Annotated in this window: 17 protein-coding genes and 1 riboswitch; of the genes, 9 read left to right on the top strand and 8 right to left on the bottom strand. The window is 70.7% G+C overall.

Translation table 11 applies throughout. From position 1 onward, the window contains the following. The first annotated feature begins 26 nt into the window (after window positions 1–26). Complete coding sequence (locus tag R0145_RS15265) at window positions 27–1,157, top strand: ATP-dependent 6-phosphofructokinase (RefSeq protein WP_317837732.1); 1,131 nt, start codon at window positions 27–29, stop codon at window positions 1,155–1,157. A 26-nt stretch (window positions 1,158–1,183) separates the two neighbouring features. Here R0145_RS15265 and R0145_RS15270 read toward each other — a convergent pair whose 3' ends face one another. The 3 genes from R0145_RS15270 to R0145_RS15280 form a co-directional block, all read right to left on the bottom strand. Next, entirely contained in the window at window positions 1,184–2,443 is a 1,260-nt protein-coding gene (locus R0145_RS15270) for a CynX/NimT family MFS transporter (protein ID WP_317837733.1), read from the bottom strand. Window positions 2,444–2,606: 163 nt separating this feature from the next. Further along, complete coding sequence (locus R0145_RS15275) at window positions 2,607–4,265, bottom strand: helicase HerA-like domain-containing protein (RefSeq protein WP_317837734.1); 1,659 nt, start codon at window positions 4,263–4,265, stop codon at window positions 2,607–2,609. Window positions 4,266–4,432: 167 nt separating this feature from the next. Then, on the bottom strand, window positions 4,433–4,885 hold the full coding sequence (locus R0145_RS15280; protein ID WP_317837735.1) for an SHOCT domain-containing protein: 453 nt from the start codon (window positions 4,883–4,885) through the stop codon (window positions 4,433–4,435). Between the two features lie 165 nt (window positions 4,886–5,050). Between R0145_RS15280 and R0145_RS15285 the strand changes: the two genes are divergently transcribed. From R0145_RS15285 to R0145_RS15320, 8 genes are all read left to right on the top strand, one after another. Continuing rightward, a complete protein-coding gene (locus R0145_RS15285; protein WP_317837736.1) occupies window positions 5,051–6,430 on the top strand; it encodes a sensor histidine kinase in 1,380 nt (459 codons plus the stop codon). Window positions 6,431–6,933: 503 nt separating this feature from the next. Next, window positions 6,934–7,713: a response regulator transcription factor gene (locus R0145_RS15290; RefSeq protein WP_317837737.1), complete on the top strand. Its 780-nt coding sequence runs from the start codon at window positions 6,934–6,936 to the stop codon at window positions 7,711–7,713. Between the two features lie 210 nt (window positions 7,714–7,923). After that, window positions 7,924–9,147: a UDP-N-acetylglucosamine pyrophosphorylase gene (locus tag R0145_RS15295; protein ID WP_317837738.1), complete on the top strand. Its 1,224-nt coding sequence runs from the start codon at window positions 7,924–7,926 to the stop codon at window positions 9,145–9,147. Window positions 9,148–9,278: 131 nt separating this feature from the next. Beyond that, the gene (glmM, locus tag R0145_RS15300) at window positions 9,279–10,637 is read left to right on the top strand and encodes a phosphoglucosamine mutase (RefSeq protein WP_317837739.1); all 1,359 of its coding nucleotides are present in this window, start codon (window positions 9,279–9,281) and stop codon (window positions 10,635–10,637) included. Window positions 10,638–10,640: 3 nt separating this feature from the next. After that, a complete protein-coding gene (locus tag R0145_RS15305; RefSeq protein WP_317837740.1) occupies window positions 10,641–11,663 on the top strand; it encodes a hypothetical protein in 1,023 nt (340 codons plus the stop codon). A gap of 515 nt (window positions 11,664–12,178) precedes the next feature. Then, window positions 12,179–12,341: riboswitch (cyclic di-AMP (ydaO/yuaA leader) on the top strand. Between the two features lie 2 nt (window positions 12,342–12,343). Next, window positions 12,344–13,222, top strand: coding sequence for a C40 family peptidase (locus tag R0145_RS15310; protein ID WP_317837741.1), 879 nt, complete (start codon window positions 12,344–12,346; stop codon window positions 13,220–13,222). A gap of 174 nt (window positions 13,223–13,396) precedes the next feature. After that, a complete protein-coding gene (locus R0145_RS15315) occupies window positions 13,397–16,090 on the top strand; it encodes a transglycosylase domain-containing protein (RefSeq protein ID WP_317837742.1) in 2,694 nt (897 codons plus the stop codon). Window positions 16,091–16,460: 370 nt separating this feature from the next. Beyond that, complete coding sequence (locus tag R0145_RS15320) at window positions 16,461–17,042, top strand: hypothetical protein (RefSeq protein WP_317837743.1); 582 nt, start codon at window positions 16,461–16,463, stop codon at window positions 17,040–17,042. Between the two features lie 171 nt (window positions 17,043–17,213). On the opposite strand, the gene R0145_RS15325 is transcribed toward R0145_RS15320, so the two are convergent. The 5 genes from R0145_RS15325 to R0145_RS15345 all read right to left on the bottom strand — a co-directional run bounded on the left by R0145_RS15325 (window position 17,214) and on the right by R0145_RS15345 (window position 22,778). Continuing rightward, window positions 17,214–18,131 (bottom strand): LysR substrate-binding domain-containing protein, encoded by a 918-nt coding sequence (locus R0145_RS15325; protein WP_317837744.1) that lies wholly within the window; start codon window positions 18,129–18,131, stop codon window positions 17,214–17,216. Between the two features lie 94 nt (window positions 18,132–18,225). After that, window positions 18,226–19,806 (bottom strand): alkyl hydroperoxide reductase subunit F, encoded by a 1,581-nt coding sequence (ahpF, locus tag R0145_RS15330; RefSeq protein WP_317837745.1) that lies wholly within the window; start codon window positions 19,804–19,806, stop codon window positions 18,226–18,228. Window positions 19,807–19,905: 99 nt separating this feature from the next. After that, the gene (gene ahpC, locus R0145_RS15335; protein ID WP_317837746.1) at window positions 19,906–20,469 is read right to left on the bottom strand and encodes an alkyl hydroperoxide reductase subunit C; all 564 of its coding nucleotides are present in this window, start codon (window positions 20,467–20,469) and stop codon (window positions 19,906–19,908) included. Window positions 20,470–20,613: 144 nt separating this feature from the next. Further along, window positions 20,614–21,279 carry an ABC transporter ATP-binding protein gene (locus tag R0145_RS15340; RefSeq protein ID WP_317837747.1) on the bottom strand — a complete coding sequence of 222 codons (666 nt, stop codon included), beginning with the start codon at window positions 21,277–21,279 and terminating at the stop codon, window positions 20,614–20,616. Between the two features lie 11 nt (window positions 21,280–21,290). Next, complete coding sequence (locus tag R0145_RS15345) at window positions 21,291–22,778, bottom strand: ABC transporter permease (RefSeq protein WP_317837748.1); 1,488 nt, start codon at window positions 22,776–22,778, stop codon at window positions 21,291–21,293. Window positions 22,779–22,863: the final 85 nt, after the last annotated feature.

The raw sequence follows: 22,863 nt of genomic DNA on the forward strand, positions 1-22,863 counted from the left end.
GTGGACGAGCACATGAGGAGGGCCGGATGAGCAAGAACAAGCGGCGGGTAGGAGTGTTGACCGCCGGCGGCGACAGCCCGGGGCTCAACGCCGCGATCCGCGGGTTCGGCAAGGCGGCCGTCGGCCACCACGGCATGGAGGTGATCGGCTTCCGCGACGGCATCCGTGGCCTGGCGGAGAACCGCTTCGTCGCGCTGGACTCGGTGGCCCTGTCCGGCATCCTCACCACCGGCGGCACCATCCTGGGCACCTCCCGGGACAAACCGCACAAGATGAAGGTCGGTGACGAGGTCGTCGACATGGTGCCCACCATCGTCGACAACTACGAGAAGGACGACCTTGCCGCCCTGGTCTGCATCGGCGGTGGCGGGACCGCCAAGACCGCCCTGCGGCTCGCCAGGGCCGGGCTGAACGTCATCCATCTGCCGAAGACCATCGACAACGACATCGCCCAGACCGAGACCAGCTTCGGCTTCTCCACCGCCCTCGGCATCGCCACCGACGCCATCGACCGGCTGCACTCCACCGCGCACTCCCACCACCGGATCATCGTCGTGGAGACGATGGGCCACAAGGCCGGCTGGCTGGCGCTGGGAGCCGGGATCGCCGGCGGCGCCGACATCATCCTGCTGCCGGAGATCCCCTACACCATCGACTCGGTGGCGGCCTCCATCCAGAACAGGGCCGCCGGCGGACACAACTTCTCCGTGGTCGCGATCGCCGAGGGCGCCCGGGACATCCAGCGGTCCGCCGATCTGGCCGCCGCGGAAGCACTCGTCCAGAGCGCCTCCACCCCCGAGGCGAAAGCCGCCGCCAAGAGCCACCGCAGCGCGGTGATCGCCGCCCACCGCAGCAACGCCTTCGACCTGGCCGAGGCACTCGAGGCCGCAACCGGTCTGGAATCGCGCGTCACCGTCCTGGGCTACGTCCAGCGCGGCGGCACTCCCGACGCCCAGGACCGGCTGTTGGGCACCCTGCTCGGCGGAGCCGGCGCCGATCTGGTGGCCGAGGGACACTTCGGGGTGACGGTCGCGGCCCAGGGACAGGGTGCGGTGCCGGTGCCGCTGGAGGAGGTGGCCGGCCATCTCAAGACCGTGCCGCTGGACCATCCCTGGCTGCTGGCCGCCCGGCACATCGGTACCTGCATGGGCGACTGACGGGTCAGGACGCCGGCCGAGACGGATCAGGCCCCAGGCACACTGCGGTCCCTGGCCGCGGCGACGACGGTGACGATCATCACGACGACCGCCGCGAACACGACCAGGAACGAGGGGCCCCAGGCATGGAGGTGATCGTGCACCCAGCCCATCGCCACCGGCCCGGTGGCGGCGACCGAGTAGCCGATCGTCTGCACCATCGCGGTGAGGCGGCGGTTCTCGTCGACGTCGCGGGTGCGGCGTACGACGATGACAAAGAGCAGGGTGAAGAAAGCGCCCTGGGCCAGGCCGCCGAGCAGGCTCCAGATCACCCAGCCCGCGGGAACAAGCACGATGCCCAACGGCAGCGCGGCCCAGCAGACCCCGACCAGCAGCGCACTGCGGGTGAGTGACCAGCCCCGGCCGTCGATCAGCCAGGACGTCATGAACGGGCCGACGATGCCTGCTGCCTGGAAGATCGATGCCCCCGCTCCGGCCTGCCCGGCGGTCATGCCGCGCAGGTCGACCAGTGCCAACGGCAGCCAGGAGGTCACCGCGTAGTAGGCCAGGGTGTGACCGGAGAATGCTGCGGCCAGCAGCCAGGCCACCGGCCAGCGCAGCAGGGAGGACCGCGGGCCCGCCGTGCGCAGCTGCGCACGCCCCTCGCGGACAGACTGCACCGAGGTCTCCAGACCGGCGCGCCGGCGCAGTGCTCCTCGTACGCCGCGGACACCAGGGGGATAGACGATCAGCCAGACGACCAGCGCCACACCGCCGATGATGGTCCCCCACAGGGCGGACGAGCGCTGCCAGCCGACCACCATCGCCACCGGGACCGCGGTCGCCGTGGCCAGGGTCACCGCAATGTTGATGGTCGCAGAGGAGGCGCCGGTGAGCAGCGCCGCGCGGTGCCGGTACTGGCGGCTGATCAGCATCGGCATCCCGAGGTTGCCGACGGTCAGTCCGAGCCCGATCAGCACCGTCCCGGTGTAGGCGCCGGGGATCGTGCCGTCGACCCGCAGCAGCGAGCCGACGATGACGGCGGCCAGCCCCCAGGAGACGGCGTGGTTGATCCCCAGCCAGTGCACCAGCTGGGAGACGAGTGGGGTGAGCAGGCCGAAGCACAGCACGGGGATGCTGGTCAGCAGCGCCGCCTGGATCGTGTCCAGGTGCAGCGCGGCCTGGAACTCCGGCAGCAGCGGCGGCACCACTGCCACCGGCGCGCGCAGCACCAGGGCCATCAGCAGAAAGGCGGCGATCGGGACCAGGCCCCAGATCCGCGCCCGGCACGACGGTTTGTCGACCACAGCCCCTCCTTTGTCCGGACAAAGCCAGTCTAGGGGGTCAGGATCATCCACGAGCGCCGGGGCCGACCGGTCCCTCGCTGACGCACCGATCGATCCCGAGCGGATCATCCACGAGCGCCGGGGCCGACCGCTCCATGCCGCCGGTCCGTGCCGAACAGTCCGCTCAGCGCCGCCGGCCGGTGCCGAACAGTGACCGGGTGATCTCCCGGGCCGCCGATCGGGCCATCTGGCGCACCATGGTATTCTCACTGATCTCCTCGATCAGCGACTTCTCCCGGCGGGCCGGGCGTGAGGGTGTCGTCCGCCCCGCCGTGCGGTCGGCCTGGCGCTGGGCACGCTCGGCCTCCGCGGCGGCCCGGTCGGCCTCGCGGGTCGCGGCGGCTTCGGCCTTCGCCCGTTCGGCCTCCTCCTTCGCCCGCTGCGCCTCGGCCTTGGCCTGCTCGGCGGCCGCCTGTTCTGCCGCAGCCGCGGCCGCTCCGGCCTGCAGCTTGGCGTTCAGCACCTCGTACGCCGACTCCCGGTCGATCGCGGTGCCGTAGCGGGCCTGCAGCGGCGAGCCCTCCACGGCCGCCGTCATCGCCGGCGCCTCGAGCGGCTGCATGCTGGCCTGCGGGGCGCGCATCCGGGTCCAGGCCACCGGGGTCGGGGCACCGTCGGGGTTGAGGACGGTGACGATCGCCTCACCGATGCCGAGCTGCTGGAGGCGTTCGGCGAGGTCGTAGTCGGTCTTCGGGTAGGTCGCCACCGCGGCCTTCAGCGCCTTGGCGTCGTTCGGGGTGTGGGCGCGGAGCTGGTGCTGCACCCGCGACCCGAGCTGGGCGAGGACGTCCTCCGGGACGTCCTTCGGCGACTGGGTGACGAAGACGACGCCGACGCCCTTGGACCGGATCAGCCGTACGGTCTGTTCGATCGCGTCCAGGAACGCCTTGGAGGCGTCGTCGAACAGCAGGTGCGCCTCGTCGAAGAAGAAGACCAGCTTGGGCCGGTCGAGGTCTCCCGCCTCGGGCAGGTGCTGGTAGAGGTCGGCGAGCAGCCACATCAGGAAGGTGGAGAACAGCGCCGGCCGTTGGGCCAGATCGGGCAGCTCGAGCAGCGAGATCAGCCCGCGCCCGTCGGGCGTGGTGCGCAACAGGTCCTCGGTCTCGAACTCGGGCTCCCCGAAGAACAGATCCCCGCCCTGGGCCGACAGCGCGGCGAGCTGACGCTGGATGACCCCGACGGTGGCCTTCGCCAGCCCGCCGAGGTCGGCCAGCTCGGCCTTGCCGTCGTCGGAGACGAGGAACTTCAGCAGTTCGTTGAGGTCCTTCAGGTCGAGCAGCAGCAGCCCGTTGGTGTCGGCGTAGTGGAAGACCAGCGACAGCGACGACTCCTGGGTGGCGTTGAGCCCCAGCACCTTCGACAGCAGCAGCGGCCCGAAGGAGCTCACCGTGGCCCGCAGCGGCACCCCCGACCCCTGGCCGCCGAGCGCATAGAACTCCACCGGGCAGGCCGCCGGGGTGAAGTCCTGGCCGATCGCGGCGGTCCGGGTCAGCAGCTTCTCGTTGGCCGTGCCGGGCGCCGCGAGGCCGGACAGGTCGCCCTTGATGTCGGCGGCGAAGACAGGCACCCCCGCCGCGGAGATCTGCTCGGCGATGAGTTGCAGGGTCTTCGTCTTGCCGGTGCCGGTGGCGCCGGCGACCAGCCCGTGCCGGTTCAGCATGCTGAGGGCGAGCCGGATCTTCACGTCGGGGACGGGCTGGCCGTCGGCCACCAGCACGCCCAGCTCGATGGCATCGCTGTCGAAGGTGTAGCCCTTGCGGACCGCCTCGGTGGCATCGCTCATGGGGTCAGGCTAGCGAACGGCCGGGCCCGGCGTGACCCCCTGTCGGGTGCGGCCTGTCGGGTGCGGCCTGTCCGGTGCGGCCCGCCGGGTGCAGACGGCCGAAGGCCCCGGTGCCTGGGGGACGGCACCGGGACCCCCACCTGTGTGTGACTTCTTGCTGTGTTCTGCTACGACGGCTGACCTCCCTGCTCCGACCCCTTGTCCTCAGGGCCCATGTACGGCATGCCGGCGGTCGGATCGGTGGCCTGGGCCCGGGTGGTCCGCAGCGTGTCGACCCGCTCGCGGTAGTCCTCGGGGCTGATGTCCCCCGCGGCGAGGCGGTTGGCGAGCGTACGCAGCGCCTCGTCCTCGGGAGCCGGCGGGGTGTGCGGGCCGTGGTGGTGGTGCGGATAGGCCCCGGGGCCGCCCTCGGGGCGTCCCTCCGGACCCCAGCCGAACAGCGGCGTCCCACGCCGTTCCGCCCGCTTGTACAAGAAGATGAGGAAGAGGACCAGCAGCAGCGGGCCGAGGAACATCAGAATGCCTCCGAAGAAGGATGAGAAACCGTACGCATGGTGGCCCATCATCGGGCCGGGCCCGATGTAGCCCGGCACCACCAGGGGCAGCAGCGAGGTGAACATGGCTCCAGTCTGGTCGGCCGGGCGGGTGCACACATCGGCCCGCGGGCGACACTTCACGTACGCCCCTCGACGTACGTCGCCCCCTCGCCTCGACGTACGTCGCCCCCGGACGGCTACGCTCCGGCGGCGATGGTGCGCCCCGGGATACGTACGTACGATCGGGGCATGGAACCCCGCCCCGGCCTGCCCGCATCGGGCCCGGACTCCCCCGACGGGCGCTCCCACGACTTCCCCTGGGGGCGTTCCCACGGCTCTCCCGCAGGACACGCCCACCCGCGGCACCGACTCGTCGCGACGGTGCTCAGCGCGATCGTGGTGGCCTGGCTGATGCTGGTCGCCGCGCTCCCCTCCGCCGTGCAGCGGGCGATGCGCGAGCACATGCGCGACCAGTCGATGATGCCGGGCCGCTATGACCCGTACGACCCCGGCTACCCCGACCCGACCGGCCCGTGGGCGCAGGCGCTCGACTCGCCGTGGCTGCCGGTGTTGGTCGCCGGGTGCCTGGTGGTCGGGGCCGGTCTGTTGCTGCGGACGGTCCGGCCGCGGCTGGCGTACGTGATGGTGTTGGCCGGGGTGGCCGGCTATCTGGTCGCCGGGGGCTCGCTGCCGTTCGCCCTACCGGCCCCGGCGATCGCCCTGGTCGCGCTGACCAGCAGCCGGCCCGGCCGGGCCTGGACCGCCTGGGTGCTGGCGCTGGTGCCGATGCTGTCGGCCGTCGGCTGGCGCCAGCCCTACCTCGGGCTGACCAGTGCCTGGCTCTACCCGGCGATCATCTTCGGCTTCGCGGCGATCCTGGTGCCGACCCTGATCACCGAGATGCGGCGCAGCCAACTGTTGGCCCGCCGACAGGCCCACGAGGAGGAGATGCGCCGGGTCGCCTATCGGGAGCGGCTGCGGCTCGCCCAGGACCTGCACGACGTCGTCGGGCACAGCCTGTCGACGATCTCGCTGCAGGCCGGGGTGGCACTGCGGTTCCTCGACGACGACCCGGCCCAGGCACGCGCATCTCTGGAGGCGATCCGCACCAGCGCCAAGGACTCGCTGACCGACGTCCGGCGCACCCTCGGCATCCTCCGCGACCCCCAGGAGGCCGCCCCGCTCGCCCCGGGCCCGACCCTGGACCGGCTCGACGACCTGATCGCCCCACTCGTCGCCGGCGGCGCGGCGATCACCCTGCACCGCAGCCCGGGGCTGGTGTCCAGCGTGCCGACACCGGTCCAGCAGGTCGCCTACCGAATCGTCCAGGAAGGACTGACGAACGCCGTCCGGCACGCCCCCGGCACCCCGGTGGACCTCCGGGTCGACCGGGTCGGGGACCAGCTGCTGATCGAGGTCAGCAACGGCGGCCCGGCGCCCGACCGGCCGATCGTGGCCGGCAACGGCCTGCGCGGCATGCGGGAACGGGTCGCCACCCTCGGCGGCACACTGACGATCCACGACGAGGGCCCGGGAGGGGTGGCGATCAGCGCCGGCCTGCCGCTCGGGCCGACCGGCGAGGCAGGGCCGCCCGTCGCGTCGCCCGCCGTTCCCGGGCCGAGGGAATGAGCGCGAATCCGGCCGGGCGAAAGCCCGCCCCCGGCCTCCGACCGTTCCTGCCCACGGCTGGCGGTGGCCGGCCGGCTCCCGCGATATCGAGACGGATGCCGCCGGGTTCGGCAGCCGCGGTATCAGGTTGCCGCCGCGGTTCCAGTCAGATGCCGCCTGCCGACGCGCGGCATCTGACCACAAACGCGGGGTGTGACCACAAACGCGGGGTGTGACCTGTCGAGCCAACGGGGCGGCGCGCTCAGCGACCAGAACACGCGACAGCCATCACCTCAGCGACCAGAACACGTTAGGACCCCCGACCTCTCTCCGCCCGGCGCACCACAGGAGCGCAGCACTACGATCCGCCACAACCGTCCGAGGTCCACCCACTAGCGTTACCGGTCGTGCACGACAACGAAACTCGGCCGCACATCGCCGTCGTCCTCGCCGACGAGACAACGGGGCGGACGAGACAGTCACCTTTCCATGACGAGACAGTCACCTTTCCCCAGGGAAGACCTATGCCCCCCGAAGACACAACCACTTCCGGCTCCACCGCCGGCACCTCGTCCGGCCCCACCACCAGCGGCTCCCACTCCCCCCGTGCCAACACCAGCACCCCCCACCCCGTCGAGCCCACCGCGGCCGAGCCCATCACCGTCCTGATCGCCGATGACCAACCGCTGGTCCGGATGGGGCTACGGGCCTTGGTCGACGCCGAGCACGACATGACCGTCGTCGCGGAGGCGGGCACCGGTCTGGAGGCGGTGGCGCGGGTCCGGGAGCTTCATCCCGACGTGGTGCTGATGGACATCCGGATGCCCGAACTGGACGGCATCGCCGCGCTGCGCCGAATCGGCGCCGACCCCACCTGCGCCTCGACCCGGGTGGTGGTGCTGACCACCTTCGAACTCGACGAGTACGTCTTCGCCGCACTGCAGGCGGGCGCCGCCGGCTTCCTGGTCAAGGACTCCGAGCCCGACGAGATCCTCCGCGGCATCCGGCTCGCGGCCGGCGGATCCTCGTTGCTGTCGCCGAGCGTGACGCGTACGGTGATCGCCACCTTCACCGGCGCCGCCCCGACCGTACGCTCCGACGACCGGCTGGCCGTGCTGACCGAGCGCGAGCAGGAGGTGCTCGCCCTGGTCGGTGAGGGTCTCAACAACGCCGAGATCGGCGACCGACTGGTGGTGAGCACCGCCACCGCCCGCACCCACGTCAGCCACATCATGGCCAAGCTCGGCGCCCGCGACCGGCCCCAGCTGGTGGTGATCGCCTACCAGACCGGGCTGGTGCGGTAGGCGGGCACGCCGGCACGGTCCGGAGAGCCGGCACGGCCGGCACGACGTCACCAGGACAGGCCGGCGGCAACCCATGTCCTGCTGACCCGCCAGCCGACGGGCCCGCAGCCCCGCCCGCTCACGCCGTCCTCACCGTACGTGCGCCCCGCCGACCGCCGCACCGTTAGAATCTGTCCCGGTCGGCGCCTGCCGGCACTGGGAGGTACGTCCATGCAGGGAAAGCCACGTGGCTTCGACAAGGCCAGACAGCTGATCGAACGCGGCGCCGACATCCCCAACCCGTGGACCCTCGATATCGGTGAGGACGTCGACATCGACCGGATCTCCGCCGACGGTGTGACCATCCATCCCGGCTGCCGGATCCACGGTGCGGACACGGTGATCTCCGCCGGCGTTGTCCTCGGCGAGGAGGGTCCGGTCACCCTGCAGGACTGCCGACTCGGCCCGGACGTACGTCTCAAGGCCGGCTACTTCGACCGCGCGGTGTTCCTCCAGGGCGCGTCGATGGGGCTGGGCGCCCACGTCCGCGAGGGCACCCTGCTGGAGGAGCAGGCCGGTGGGGCGCACACCGTCGGGCTGAAGCAGACGATCCTCTTCCCGTTCGTCACCCTCGGCAGCCTGATCAACTTCTGCGACGTGCTGATGGCCGGCGGCACCAGCCGTGCGCACCACTCCGAGGTCGGCTCCTCCTACATCCACTTCAACTTCACCCCCGACGGCAACAAGACGACCGCCTCGCTCTTCGGGGACGTGCCCCGCGGGGTGATGCTCGACCAGCCGCCGATCTTCCTCGGCGGCCAGGGCGGCACCGTCGGCCCGGTCCAGGTCGGCTTCGGCACCGTCGTCGGCGCCGGCTCGATCCTGCGCGACGACGTCCGGGAGGACGGCCTGCTCGTCCTCACCCCGCCGACCGACGGCGTCCGGCGCCCCAACACCCCCCGCCGGTACAAGCGGCTGACGCCGCTGCTGGAGAAGAACCTCGGCTATATCGCCAGCCTGATCGCCCTGGAGGCGTGGTACCGCAGCGTCCGCCGGCCGTTCTTCGCCGCCCAGGAGCTCGGCGAGCTGGTCCTCGAGGGCGCGCTGGAGATGCTGGAGCGGGCCCGGGCGGAGCGTACGAAGCGCCTCGCCGCGCTGATCACCACGATCGACCCGGACACCCCCGGCCGCCGGCAGCTGGTCGACCGGTACGCCGAGCTGCTGGCCTCCTGCGCCCCCGAGCAGGTCCCCGACACGCTGCGGACGGCCCCGCCGGCCCTGCTCGACCCGCTGGTCGCCGCCGCGGCCGCGGGCACCCGCTACGTCGCCGCCGTCCAGGAGCTGGCGGCCCCGGCAAAGGAGGCGGGCACCGCCTGGCTCCAGGCCATCATCGACGACACCGACGCCCGAGCGGCCGCCCTGGTGCCGGACATGGGCCTGTTCGAGGCCGACTGACCGACCACGCAGCACACGCACCGTAGGACCCGCCGGGTGACAGGGCCGGAAGCGCCTAACGTCTCACGAGACGGTAGACGGTGGGTAGGACCCGTCGGGTGAGGACCCGGCACCAGAAGGAGACACAGCAGATGGGCAAGTTGTTCGGCACCGACGGCATCCGCGGCCAGGCCAACAGGTATCCGATGGACGCGATCACCGCGTACCGGCTGGGCCAGGCCGTCACCCACGTGGTCAGCCGGGGCAAGCCCGCGGGACACCGCGTCCGGATCGTCATCGGCAAGGACACCCGCATCTCCGGCGACATGCTGGAGGGCGCCCTGGAAGCGGGCGTCACCTCGATGGGCGGCAACGTCGAGCTGCTCGGCGTACTGCCCACCCCGGGCATCGCCTACATCACCGAGTCGATGCGCGCCGACGCCGGGTTTGTCGTCTCGGCCTCGCACAACCCCTACCAGGACAACGGCATCAAGGTCTTCGCCGGCACCGGCTACAAGCTCTCCGACGAGGACGAGCACGAGATCGAGGACCTCATCCTCGGCGACGGGCTGGATGCGCTGGCCGCCGCCCCGCACGACCTCGGGCGGGCCCACCGGCTGGAGGACGCGGCCGGCCGCTACACCGTCTTCCTCAAGAACACCTTCCCCCGGGAACTGTCGATGGAGGGCGTCAAGGTCGTCCTCGACACCGGCAACGGCGCCACTTTCCAGGTCGCCCCGGCGATCTTCCGCGAACTCGGCGCCGACGTCACCGTCATCCACGACGAGCCGGACGGCTACAACATCAACGAGAACTGCGGTTCCCAGCACACCGAGGACCTGCGGGCCGCGGTGCTGGCCCGCGGCGCCCAGGTCGGGCTGGCCTTCGACGGTGACGGCGACCGGCTGATCGCCGTCGACGAGCGCGGCCAGGAGATCACCGGTGACCAGATCCTCGTCGTCTGCGCCAACCAGCTGCACGACGAGGGGCGGCTGGCCAACGACCTGCTGGTCTCCACGGTGATGAGCAACCTGGGCCTGACCCTGGCCTGCGAGAAGTACGGCTACAAACACCACGCCGCCAAGGTCGGCGACCGCTACGTCCTGGAGGACATGCGCCGGCTCGGCGCGAACCTCGGCGGCGAGGACTCCGGCCACGTGATCTTCCTCGACCACCACACCACCGGCGACGGCGAACTGACCGCCCTCCAGGTGGTCGCCACCATGCTCAAGACCGGCCGGACGCTCTCCGACCTCGCCGCGGCGATGGACGTCTTCCCCCAGGTGCTGGTCAACGTCGAGGTCAACCGCAAGCCCGTCATCGACACCGTCCCGGAGATCGTCGCCGCGATCGGGCGGGCCGAGACCGAGCTGGCCGGCAAGGGCCGGGTGCTGGTGCGCTACTCCGGCACCCAGAACCTCTGCCGGGTGATGGTGGAGGGTCCCACCCAGGAGCTGACCGGCCACTACGCGGAGGCGATCGCCGAGGTCGTTCGCTGCGCCCTCGGCTGACCGGTGACCCCTCCCGACCCGGATCGCACCGCCGGCAGCAGGCCCGAGCAGGCCGTCAGCAGGCCCGGGCACATCGGAGACCGGCCCGATCACGCCACCGGTGGGTCCGAGCGCACCGAGCTGGCAGACCGGGCGCTGAGTACGGTCTCCTTCCGCGGGCCGCTGACCGGCTCCCAGCTGCACGAGGCGCTGGGGGCCGGCGGCTTCCCGCTGTGGCAGGCCTGCCTCGGTGACCCGCGGCTGGCCCATCGGGTGATCGGCAAGCGCTACGTACGCCTCGACATCAAACTCGACGGCTACGTACGCCTCTCGCCGTCGATCCTGCGGGAGTTCCTCACCTACACCGTGGTCGGCCCGGCCGACGAACCCGACGCCCTCGACGCGGCGGCCGCCGAGCTGGCCGACCACATCGAGCAGGTCAGCCGGCGCAAGCTCTACACCGCGCGCCGGATCATGGACGACATCACCCGGCCCTTCCTCACCGACCCGCTGCTGGCCGGGCACTTCTGCGTCGCGATCGCCGGCGACATCGTCTACGGGATGGCCCACGACGTGCTGCGCCCGGAACGGTCCACCGGGATCCTGGTGCAGGGATCGGACCTCGACATCGTCGTCCTGGTCGGCGACGACGCCCCCGACGGACTGGTCACCACCCTGGACGAGGCGATCTACGCCAGGAAGTACTTCTACCTGCGCAACCCCGGCTTCCGCGAGGAGCTGGACTACATCGTCAAGCCGTTGGCGACGCTGCGGGCCCAGTCCGGCCTCGCCGACTTCCACGACATGGTGGCCTGCAAGGTGTGGCGGGAGAGCCGGCTGCTGTGCGGTGACGAGGGGCTGTTCCGGGCCGGCAAACAGGTGCTTGCCGCGGCCGGGGTCGGCGACCGGCTCGACACTCTGGCCCGGGAGGCCGCGGAGGCGCGCGCGGCGCAACAGCAGCGCCTGCTCACCCTGCCGGTCGACGAGCTGCGGGACGGCGACCTCGGACTCTTCTACACCGCCGAGGAGTCCGAGGAGTTCCACTGAGCTCCAGACCCGGTGCACGGCATCCGGTGGCACGGCGTGGTCGACGCCCCCACAACCCGACCGACGCAGCTGAACCCGACCGACACACCTCAACTTCGCTGAACGAACCCGGACCCGAGCAGTATCTGAGAATCTGTGATCAGCATGCGAGAAGCGTGATCGTACGGAGATCGTGCCGAGACCGTGCCGAGACCGGAACGCTCCGACATCAACAAATCGTGATCTGCATCACGATCCCCGAAGGGGCCGGAGACCTCCACCGACGACCTCCCGAAGCCCCACCCGGACACCCGATAACAGGCTTCTGGCAAGGCATTTCACTGCCACCTCCGAGATTGTCCGGCAGCGCTGCCGCGGTATCCGCCCACCCCTCCGGGAGAACCCTGACACCCTTCGACCGCCACCACCCTGCGTTACCGATTTGTGATCAAGCGACGGGTCGGGTTAGCGTGACGAACGCGTGGCAACACCAGGAACCACGCCGCGGGCGGTCCGCCGAGTTCTGCCGCCGTCCGTGTCCGTTGTCATCAACGTCCAGGCAGAAGCGGGGGAACCACGTGTGACCGGCCCACCAGGTCGGCCTAGGGGTGAAGCCGAGGGGGACCCACCACAGTCCCCCGAGGCCGGGTGCCTCCCACCCGAACCCGACAGCTCACCCCGCAGGCATACGGAGGCCCCCCATGTCGCAGTCCCTGTCCACCACGCCTCGCCGCAGCGCCGGTATCGCCGCCGACCGCACCTGGCGCGCCCACTCCGTGGCCGCGCACAGCGCCGGGTACACCGACGGTTCGGTTGCCCGCCGCGCCGGCATCGCCGTCGCCGCCGGTCTTGTCACCCTCGGTGGTGCGGCTCCGCTCGCCCACGCCAACGGCTCCGCCCCGGTCGGCGCCTCGACGACCACCGTCGCCCCGGTGGCGTCCACGTCCTCGACCACCAGCTCCGCGGGTACCCGCACCACCACCGTCGCGCTGAACGTCCGCACCGGCGCGGGCACCCAGTTCACCCGGGTCACCACGCTGCCGGTCGGCACCACGGTGACCACCACCGGCACGACCACCACCGATTGGACCCAGATCGACTACAACGGCGCCAAGCGCTGGGTCGCCACCCGATACCTGAGCGACGGCGCCCCGCACGGGGGCAGCGCCCCGGCCGGCACGAAGACCACGACGGTCTCCGCCAAGACCGCGTCCGCCTCGGTGAACACCGCCGGACTGTCCGCCAAGCGCGCCGCGATCGTCAAGGCTGCCTACAGCGGCATCGGCTCCGCCTACGTCTACGGCGGCACCAAGCCCGGCGCCTGGGATTGCTCCGGCTTCACCCAGTGGGTGTACGCCCAGGCGGGCATCAGCCTGCCCCGGACGTCCCAGACGCAGCCCTCCGCACTGACCCGCACCAGCAACCCGCAGCCCGGCGACCTGGTGCAGCAGAACGGCGGCGGCCACGTCGGCATCTACGTCGGCAACGGGATGATGATCTCCGCGCTGAACCCGAGCCAGGGCACGCAGCTGCATCCGGTCAGCTGGATGCCGGTCAGCGGCTACTTCAGCATCGGCTGATGCTGACCATCGCCTGACGCTGCGCCGTCCCGCTGACCCGCCACGACGCCCTCGGCACCGCCGGGGGCGTCGTCCGGTCCGGGGACGGCCGATCGACTACCGTGGGCGTGGGCCGGGGTCACGACCCGGCACCACTCCACACCGCCCGCCCCCTCCCCCGGCCCCGAGGTGGTCATGATCGACGAACACCATCCGTCCCCCGGCATTCCGCAGCCGGCGCCCTTCGGCTCAGGTCAGCCGGGCTCCGGCGCGGCGGGGACCTACCGTGCTCGTCTCCACGCCCAGCGGGCCGCCCTCGCCGGTGCCGCCGTGACCGATCCCGGCCACCTCGACGCCGCCCGCCACGCCGCCGAGGGATCCGCCGACCACTTCTCCGGTGACCGCTCCACCGCTGACCGCTCCACCGACCGGTCGGCCACCACCTCGACGAACCCGTGGGCCCGCCGCCTACCTGCCGACACCGGGACGCCGGCCGGGACCGATCCGGTGGACGCTTGGTGGCGCCCGATCCCGACCCCACCGCCCGACCCGATCCCCTCCGCACTGGAGGCGGCCCTCCACTCCGTGCTGCCTACTGACCTCCCTCCAGGGCCACCGACCGGCCCCGGCCCGCGGCACCCCGACCGTATGCCCGGTGCGGGAGCCGCCGTGCTGGTCACGGCCGGGGCGGGGGCTGCCGGTGCAGCAATCACCGCCGGCGCAGCAGCGACGGCCGGGGAGACCACCGACCGCGGCCCGCTCGGCCGGATCCTCTCCCCCGGCTTCTCCTACCCCACCCCGGAACCCGCCGCCCGTCACGCGTACGGTCCGGACGGGCCGGACGACCGACCGTCGTACGAACGGGCCGGCGAAGACCCGGAGAGCTACGGCGACACGGTGTCGCTGCGGTCGCGCTGGGCCCGCCAGGCCATGGAGACCACCGCCCCCGAACTGCGTGCCTACCACCGCGACCAGCGCCGGCGACGGGTCGTCGGCACGCTGGTCACGCTCGTCGCCCTGGCGGTGCTGGGCACCGGCGCCGGCGCCGGCCTGCTCTACGCCCGCGCCGACCTCAGCGACACCAACCGGGCCTTCACCAGCAACACCACCGCCCTCTACTTCGGCGACGGGAAGACCCCGCTGAGCACCCTGGCGGTGCAGAACCGCACCACCATCCCGTACACGGACATCCCCACATCGCTGAAGAACGCCGCGGTCGCGGCGGAGAACCGTTCGTTCTGGACCGATCCCGGCGTCTCGGTCCAGGGCATGGCCCGGGCCGCCGCGGCGATGGTCACCGGCCAGCCGGTGCAGGGCGGGTCGACCATCACCCAGCAGTACGTCAAGCTGGTCTACCTCTCCCAGGACCGGACGATCACCCGCAAGATCCGCGAGATCGCGTACGCCCTGAAGCTCGACAACGATCGCTCCAAGGACCGGATCCTCGGCGACTACCTCAACACCGTCTTCTTCGGCCGCGACGCGTACGGGGTGCAGGCCGCGGCGCAGGCATGGTTCGGCAAGAACGCCAAGGACCTCACCATCGGCCAGAGCGCCGTGCTGGCCGCGGTGATCCAGAACTCCTCGATCCTCGACCCCTCGATCGACCCCGACAACCTGCCCCGGTTGCAGGCCCGCTACGAATACGTGCTGTCCGGCATGCTCGAGATGGGCACCATCACCCAGGCCCAGTACGACCAGTTCCACGGTCACCTGCCGGCCACCCCGGTGCAGAGCACGGAGAAGCGTTACGAGGGTCCGCAGGGCTTCCTGGTCAACATGGTCGAGCAGGAACTCAAACGGGACGGCTTCAGCGAGGCGCAGATCAACGGTGGTGGCCTGCGGGTGACCACCACCTTCGATCCGAAGGCCCAGCAGGCCGCCCAGGACGCCGCCCAGAAGTACCAGCAGAAGGCGGTGACCAGCGCCTCCGGGTCGCCGAGCTCCACCGACCTGCACGCCGCCATCGCCTCGGTGGACTCCCGGACCGGCGAGGTGCTGGCCCTCTACGGCGGCGACGACTTCGTGAAGAACTCCCGCAACTGGGCAACCACCGCCCGGATGACCGGGTCGACCTTCAAGGCGTTCGGCGTGGTGGCGGGGCTACGTGACGGTTTCACCCTGCGGTCGACGTTCAACGGCAACACCTTCCAGCTGGACAAGCAGCCGATGCCGGTGCGCAACGAGTTCAACACCAACTACGGCTCCGCGGTGTCGCTGCAGTACGCCACCCAGGAGTCGATCAACACCGCCTTCGTCGACATGGTCCACCAGATGCAGGACGGGCCGAAGAAGGTGATGAAGGCCGCCAACGACGCCGGCGCCCCGAGTGGCACCGGCTGGGGCAACTACGACCGGATGGTCCTCGGCGAGCCCGAGGTGAGCCCGCTGGACATGGCCTCGGCGTACGCCACCATCACCAACGGCGGCACCCGCTACCCCTCGCACGTGGTCCGCGAGGTCCGCGACATGAACGGCACGGTGCTCTACAGCGCCGACACCAAGGGCGAGCAGGCGATCGAGTCCGACATCGCCAACACCACCACCTACGCCCTGCAGCAGGTGACCCGCGCGGGCACCGGCACCACGGCGGCGGACCTGAACCGCCCGGTGGCCGGCAAGACCGGCACCGCCGGTGTGGAGGACAAGATCTACGCCGCCTGGTTCATCGGCGCGACCACCCGGGTCTCCACCGCGGTGATGTACGTCGCCGGCTCCGACGGGCAGGGCGATCTCGATCCGTACTCGGCGCCCGGCGACAAGACGTTCTTCGGCTCGGGCTACCCGGCCAGGACCTGGCTGTCGTACATGACCGTGGCCACCCAGGGTGACCCGGTCGAACAGTTCGCCTCCCCGTCGTACGCCTCCCGACCGCGGCTGCGCGGCTGAGGGCGCGGCGCCCTCGTGGCCGTCTCTGGCCTCACCTGTGGGTTTCGACCGCGCGTTCGTGTTCGACTACCAGCACAAGTGCGCGGGCGAAACCCACCCGTGGGCCGGCAGGGGCTCCCGGTACTCAGGAGCCAGCTGATCGTTGCGTGAGTCCTTGCGTGCCGCAGAATGATCCCAGTGATCCTGTGAATACCCTCGGGGGGTAGGGAGGGAATGGCGTCATTGCGTGGATCGAGCTGGTCGACCTCACAGAAAAGTTGACCATTCGAATACACAGGCGCATCTCTCCTACAGACCGTCGTACTACGGGCACCGGTGGTGTACTTTTCATCTGTACCCCCCAAACCAATGGAGAGGAAGAGGGAAGATCATGGAACGCACCGTCTATGGTGTTCTGAGCAGGGTGGCGGCCATCGTGTTGGTCGTCGTGGGAGTCGTCGCCATCATCGGCGGCACCTACGCCAATGGCTACGTGAAGAACCAGCTGTCTTCGGAGCGCATCACCATGCCGGCCGGGGCGGCGCTGGATGCCCTGAAGAACGACGGCGCAAAGGCGGCGCTCAGCAAGTACGCGGGGACCCCTCTCGACAGCGGCCCCAAGGCCCAGGCCTTCGCCAACCACTACATCCTCGTGCACATGAATGCGTCGAGCAACGGCAAGACCTACAACGAGATCTCCGGCCAGTACACCCAGCTGAGCGCCACGGACAAGGCCTCTCCGGATGGCGTGGCGCTCGGCAATCTGCGCCAGACCCTCTTCATGGGTGACACGCTGCGCGGCATGCTGCTGACCGCGTACGCCTGGTGGCTCGTCGGCACCATCGCGCTGTGGGCCGGTATCGCCCTGGTGGTCGTCGGCGTGGTCCTGGCCATCCTCGGCTGGGGTCCGCTGCGCAGCGGGAAGTCCACCGGTGCCCACAGCACCGAAGGACCCGCCGCCAAGGCCGCCTGAACCGTCAGGCATCGCGACCGCACCCCCCAGCAGCCGCGGATCCCCACCGCAGCGGACCACCCGTCCGCCGGGGCCCCGGGATCCGCGACTGTTCGCGTCGGGGCGTACGACCTGGCGGTGCACTCCGGCAGAGTGCGCTCGCCGACGCTCAGCCGGCGCTCCCGCCGGCGCTCAGGCGGCCGCCAGCGGGCGCACCAGTCCGCCGGGAACGTCCCGCAGCACCGCCGCGATCTCCGGCAGCAGTTCGCGGAAGACGCTGGTCCGCCGCCACAGCAGCGCGATGTCGCGGTGCGGGGCCGGATCCTGGAAGCGCCGCAGCGCGATCCCCGGATTGGGTGTGACGGGCGCGGCGACGGCGAGCTCGGGCAGCAGTGTCGCGCCGACCCCCGCGGCCACCATGTGCCGCAACGTCTCCAGACTGGTCGCCCGGAAGCCCGCATGCTCGGTCGCCCCGGTCTCGGCGCAGACCTCCAGGGCCTGGTCACGCAGGCAGTGCCCCTCGGTCAACAGCAGCAGATCCTCGCCGTCCAGGGCGCCGGGATCGAGCGGGCCGTCCCCCTCCGCCATCACGTCGCCGACCGGGGCGGCGAAGACGAAGTCCTCGCGGAACAGCGGTTCGATGTGCAGGGTCTCGTCGGCCACCGGCAGCGCCACCGCGGCCGCATCGAGGGCCCCACTGCGCAACTCGTCCAGCAGCACCGCGGTCTTCTCCTCCACCAGCAGGATCTCCAGCCCGGGGAACCGGTGGTGCAGCTCGGGGACGATGTGCGGCAGCAGGTAGGGCCCCAGCGTCGGGAACATCCCCAGCCGGATGGTGCCGGCGTGCGGCTTGCGGGCCTGGCGGGCGAGGCCGCGGATGTCCTCGGCGTCGGCGAGGATCCGTCGGGCCCGGATCACCACTGCCTCCCCCACCGCGGTGAAGATGACGCTGCGGGAGCTGCGTTCGATCAGCTCGACACCGAGCTCGGACTCCAGCTTGCGCAGCTGGGTCGACAGGGTCGGCTGGCTGACGAAACACGCCGCGGCCGCGCGCCCGAAGTGGCGCTGCTCGTGCAGGGCCACGAGATATTCGAGATCACGCAGGTTCATGGTTCTCCTCCGGCGGTCTCGGCCGGATCGGCACCCCGGGACCGCCCGACGGCGGGCGGCCCCGAGATGGTGTCGGGTGGTGCCGGGCGCCCGGTCAGTGGGCCGCCGCGGCCACCGGGGCCGGGGTGCGGATCAGGTGGTCGAAGGCGCTCAGCGCCGCGGTGGCACCGGAACCCTCGGCGACCACGATCTGCTTGAACGGGACGGTGGTGCAGTCGCCGGCACCGTAGATGCCGGGGATGTCCGTCTCGCCCTTCTGGTTGATGACGATCTCGCCGCGCGGGGTGAGCTCGACCGAGCCTTTCAGCCAGTCGGTGTTGGGCAGCAGGCCGATCTGGACGAAGACGCCGTCGACGTCCAGGGTCCGCAGCTCCCCGGTCGTCCGGTCCTCGTACTGCAGGCCGGTCATCTGCTTGCCGTCACCGTCGACCTCGGTCGTCCGCGCCGAGGTGATGACCTCGGTGTTGGGCAGGCTGTCCAGCTTCCGCAGCAGCACGTCGTCGGCCTTGAGCTGGTCGAGGAACTCCACGACGGTGACGTGTTCGGTGACACCGGCCAGGTCGATCGCGGCCTCGACACCGGAGTTGCCGCCGCCGACCACGGCGATCGGCTTGCCCTTGAACAGCGGGCCGTCACAGTGCGGGCAGAACGACACGCCCTTGTTGCGGTAGTCCGCCTCACCGGGGACGCCGAGCGTACGCCACCGGGCGCCGGTGGCCAGGATGACCGTACGTGCCCGCAGTCGGCCGCCGCCCTCGAACTCGACGGTGTGCAGGTCGCCGTCCTCGCCCGGGATGAGTCGGCTGGCCCGGACACCGGGGATCTGGTCGATGTCGTACGCGCTCATGTGTGCGCCGTACGCCGCGCCGAGAGTCGGTCCCTCGGTGTAGACCTGCGAGATGTGGTTCTCGATCGCCAGCGTGTCGAGCACCTGGCCGCCGATCCGCTCGCACGCCATGCCGGTGCGGATGCCCTTGCGGGCGGCGTAGATGGCGGCCGAGGCGCCGGCCGGGCCACCGCCGACGACCAGCACCTCGTACGGTTCGCGCTCGTCGAGCTTCTCGGCGGTGCGGGCCGCGGCGTGGTGGTCGAGGCGCTCGACGAACTGCTTCATGTCCGTACGTCCCGAGCCCCATTCCTCACCGTTGAGGTAGATGGTGGGGACGGCGAGGATCCGGCGCTCCTCGATCTCGTCCTGGAACAGGGACCCCTCCACGGCGGTGTGCTTGATCCGCGGGTTGAGGACGGCCATCGCGTTGAGTGCCTGGACGACGGTCGGGCAGTTCTGACAGGTCAGCGACATGTAGGTGACGAACTCGTAGTCACCGTCGAGGTGCTCGACCGCCTCGAGGGTCTCGGCGTCCTCCTTGACCGGCACGCCGCCGACCTGGAGCAGGGCGAGGACCAGCGAGCTGAACTCGTGGCCCATCGGGATACCGGCGAAGCGGATGGAGATGTCCGCGCCCGGGCGGGTCACCGCGAAGGAAGGCCGGCGCGCGTCGTCGTCGGCGCGGCGGTAGGTGATCTTGTCCGACAGCCCGGCGATCTCCTCGAGCAGCTCGGCCATCTCCCGCGACTTCGGGCGGTCGTCCAGCGAGCTGACGAGCTCGACGGGCTCGGTGAGCTTGGTCAGGTACTGCTGTTGCAACTGGGTCTTGAGGGTGGCATCGAGCATGGGGTCCTCCTGGTGCGGGGTCGGCGGCGGGCGGGAAACGGGCGCGGTGGGCACCCGGACGGACCGGGCACCCACCGCTCACTCAGGTGTCGGTCCGGATCAGATCTTGCCGACGAGATCGATGCCCGGGGTGAGGGTCGCCTCGCCCTCTTCCCACTTGGCCGGGCAGACCTCGCCCGGGTGGGAGGCGACGTACTGGGCGGCCTTGATCTTGCGGATCAGCTGGCCGGCCTCACGGCCGATGCCCTCGGCGGTCGTCTCGATGTACTGGATGGTGCCCTCGGGATCGACCAGGAAGGTCGCCCGGTCGGCCTGGCCGGCCCCCGGACGCGCGTTGTCGAAGTTGTTGGTGATGGTGCCGTTCGAGTCGCCCAGCATGTAGTACTGGATCTTGCCGACCTCATCGGAGGAGTCGTGCCAGGCCTTGTGGACGAAGTGCGAGTCGGTGGACACGGAGAAGACCTCGACACCGAGCTTCTGCAGCTCGTCGTAGTGGTCGGCCATGTCGCCGAGCTCGGTCGGGCAGACGAAGGTGAAGTCGGCCGGGTAGAAGAAGAAGACCGACCACTTGCCGAGGGCGTCCTTCTCGGACACCTCGACGAACTTGCCCTGGTGGTAGGCCTGCGTGGTGAACGGCAGGATCTTGGTGTTCATGAGCGACATCGGGTGAACCCCTTTTCTGGACGGCTTGCTGAATGCAATACAGACTCTATATCGGTCACCCCGACTTCGATAGGCGTTTTCGATCGAACTTGTGGATCGCATCATAGGCTCCGTCTATCGAAGTGGCCTGGATCACACTATCGTTCACGCCTCGGTGACCTCGCCGGCCACGATCCGCAGCCGGCGCTGGGCCCGCGCAGCGACCGTGGAGTCGTGGGTGACGATCACCATGGTCAGCTGGTTGTCCCGCCAGTACGACTCCAGGAGGCCCATGATCTCGTCCCGCATGGCCTCGTCCAGATTGCCGGTCGGCTCGTCCGCGAGCAGCACCTTGGGGTCCTTCACCAGGGCCCTGGCGATGGCGACGCGCTGCTGCTGGCCGCCGGACAGTTCGCCCGGCAGATGGTCCGCCCGGCTGCCCAGGCCCACTGCCTCCAATGCCTCCTGGGCCCGTCGGCGGCGGTCGGCCGCCGGCACCCGCGCCGGAACGAGGGCGCACTCGACGTTCTCCCGGGCCGACAGCGTCGGGATCAGGTTGAACGCCTGGAAGACGAAGCCGATCTCGTCGGCGCGGACCCGGGTCAGTGCCCGCTCCTTCATCGCGGCGAGGTCCTGGCCGGCCATCGCCACCTGGCCGCCGGTGGGTCGGTCCAGTCCCCCGAGCATCTGCAGCAGGGTGGACTTGCCGCCGCCGGTGGGTCCCTGCACGGCCACCATCTGGCCGTCGGGGATCTCCAGGTCGACGTCCTTGAGCGCGACCACGGTCCGCTTGCCCTGGTAGGTCTTGTTGACGTGTGACAGCTGGTACATCGTTGCGCTCCTCAATCCATGCTTCGCAGGGCTACGGCGGGGCTCAGCCGGGCCGCTCGTGATCCGCCGATCAGTCCGGCCAGCAGGCCGCCGACGACGGCCGCCGCGAGGCCGAGGACCAGCATGGTCGGCTGGACCGGACTGTGCAGGACCACCTGGACCGCGTTGGCGGTGCCCCCCATCGCCGCACCGGCCGGGCCCGCGGCTGCCGCGCTCGCCATGCCGCCGGCCATGCTCGGCATGCCGCCTCCGCCGCCGGACCGTCCGAGCCCCAGACCGGCCGATCCGGACAGGGTGATCCCGACCGCGTTGAGGACCCCGAGGATGCCGGCGCCGAGCGCGATGCCGACCAGGCCGCCGATCGCGGCACGTACGGCCGCCTCGCCGGTGATCTGCCCGATCACCCGGTTGTTCGACCAGCCGATCGCCTTCAGGGTGCCGAGCTCACGGGTGCGGCGGTTGACTCCGGACAGGGTGAACAGGATCGCCAGCAGGAAGGCGAGCACCAGGGTGGCCACGGAGACCCACTGGCCCAGGCCCTCGGTCAGCTTCGCGGCGGAGGCCAGCGAACCGGAGACCGACGAGGCGAGGTCCGACTGGGTCGAGACGGTGGTCGAGGGCAGCGCCTCGCGCAGCGCGGCCGCGGTGGCGTCCACCTGGCCGGCGGAGGTGGCGCGGACGTAGATCTCGTTCACCTTGCCGGTGTCCCCGGAGGCGCTCTGGGCGAAGCCGAGCGGCAGGTAGATGTCCGACAGGGTGGTCGAGTCGGAGGAGGCGATCCCGACGACCTTGACCGTGCTGGTGCCGATCGTGATCGTGCTGTCGACGCTCAGGCTCTGCGTGCTGGCGTAGTTCGCGCTGATCACCGCGACGGCCTGGTCGTTGTCCGACGCCGTCAGGGCGCGGCCCAGGGTGATGGTGGCCGAGGCCAGCGGGCCGAGTTCGGTCGAGGCCGGGTCGACGCCCGACACCGAGGTCTGCTGGAAGCCGAAGCTGCCGCCGCCGAACCCACCGCCGGGCGTGCCTTCCTGCCCCTGGGTGGTCCTCGAGCCCTGTGCCGGCGCCGAGGAGGTGCCGCTCGGCAGCTCACCGGAAAAGTTCATCAGGTTGAGGTTGAGCACGCCGGTGGCAGCGGACACCCCGGTGACCCCGCGCGCGGTGTCGACCGTGGCGGCGTCGAGCGTCGAACTGCCCCGTGACGTTTCCAGCCGGCTGGACTGCAGCGACGTGGTGCCGTTCTGGGTGGAACCCTGGCCACGGTCGAACTCGAACCGCTGGCCCGGGGTCGCCCCACTCCCGGGGGCTGCGACCTGGCTCACGGTGATGTCGGTCCCCACCCCGTACAGGGACTGCAACACCTGGGACTGGCCGTTCCGGATGCCTGCCGAGACACCGCTCAGGACGATCAGCAGCGCAGTGGCCACCGCCATCCCGAGCGCGATGATGATCGTTTCCTTGCGCCGTCGGGTCAATTCCCGCCGAACCGTCAGACCGAACATGGTCCTCCTCACGAAACCGGTAGTAGCGACTCGACGGTAAGGAGGACGGTTAGTGCGGTGGTGTCACGATTCTGTGCGGTCGCTG

The organism is Raineyella sp. W15-4 (genome assembly GCF_033170155.1).
Lineage (GTDB): Bacteria > Actinomycetota > Actinomycetes > Propionibacteriales > Propionibacteriaceae > Raineyella.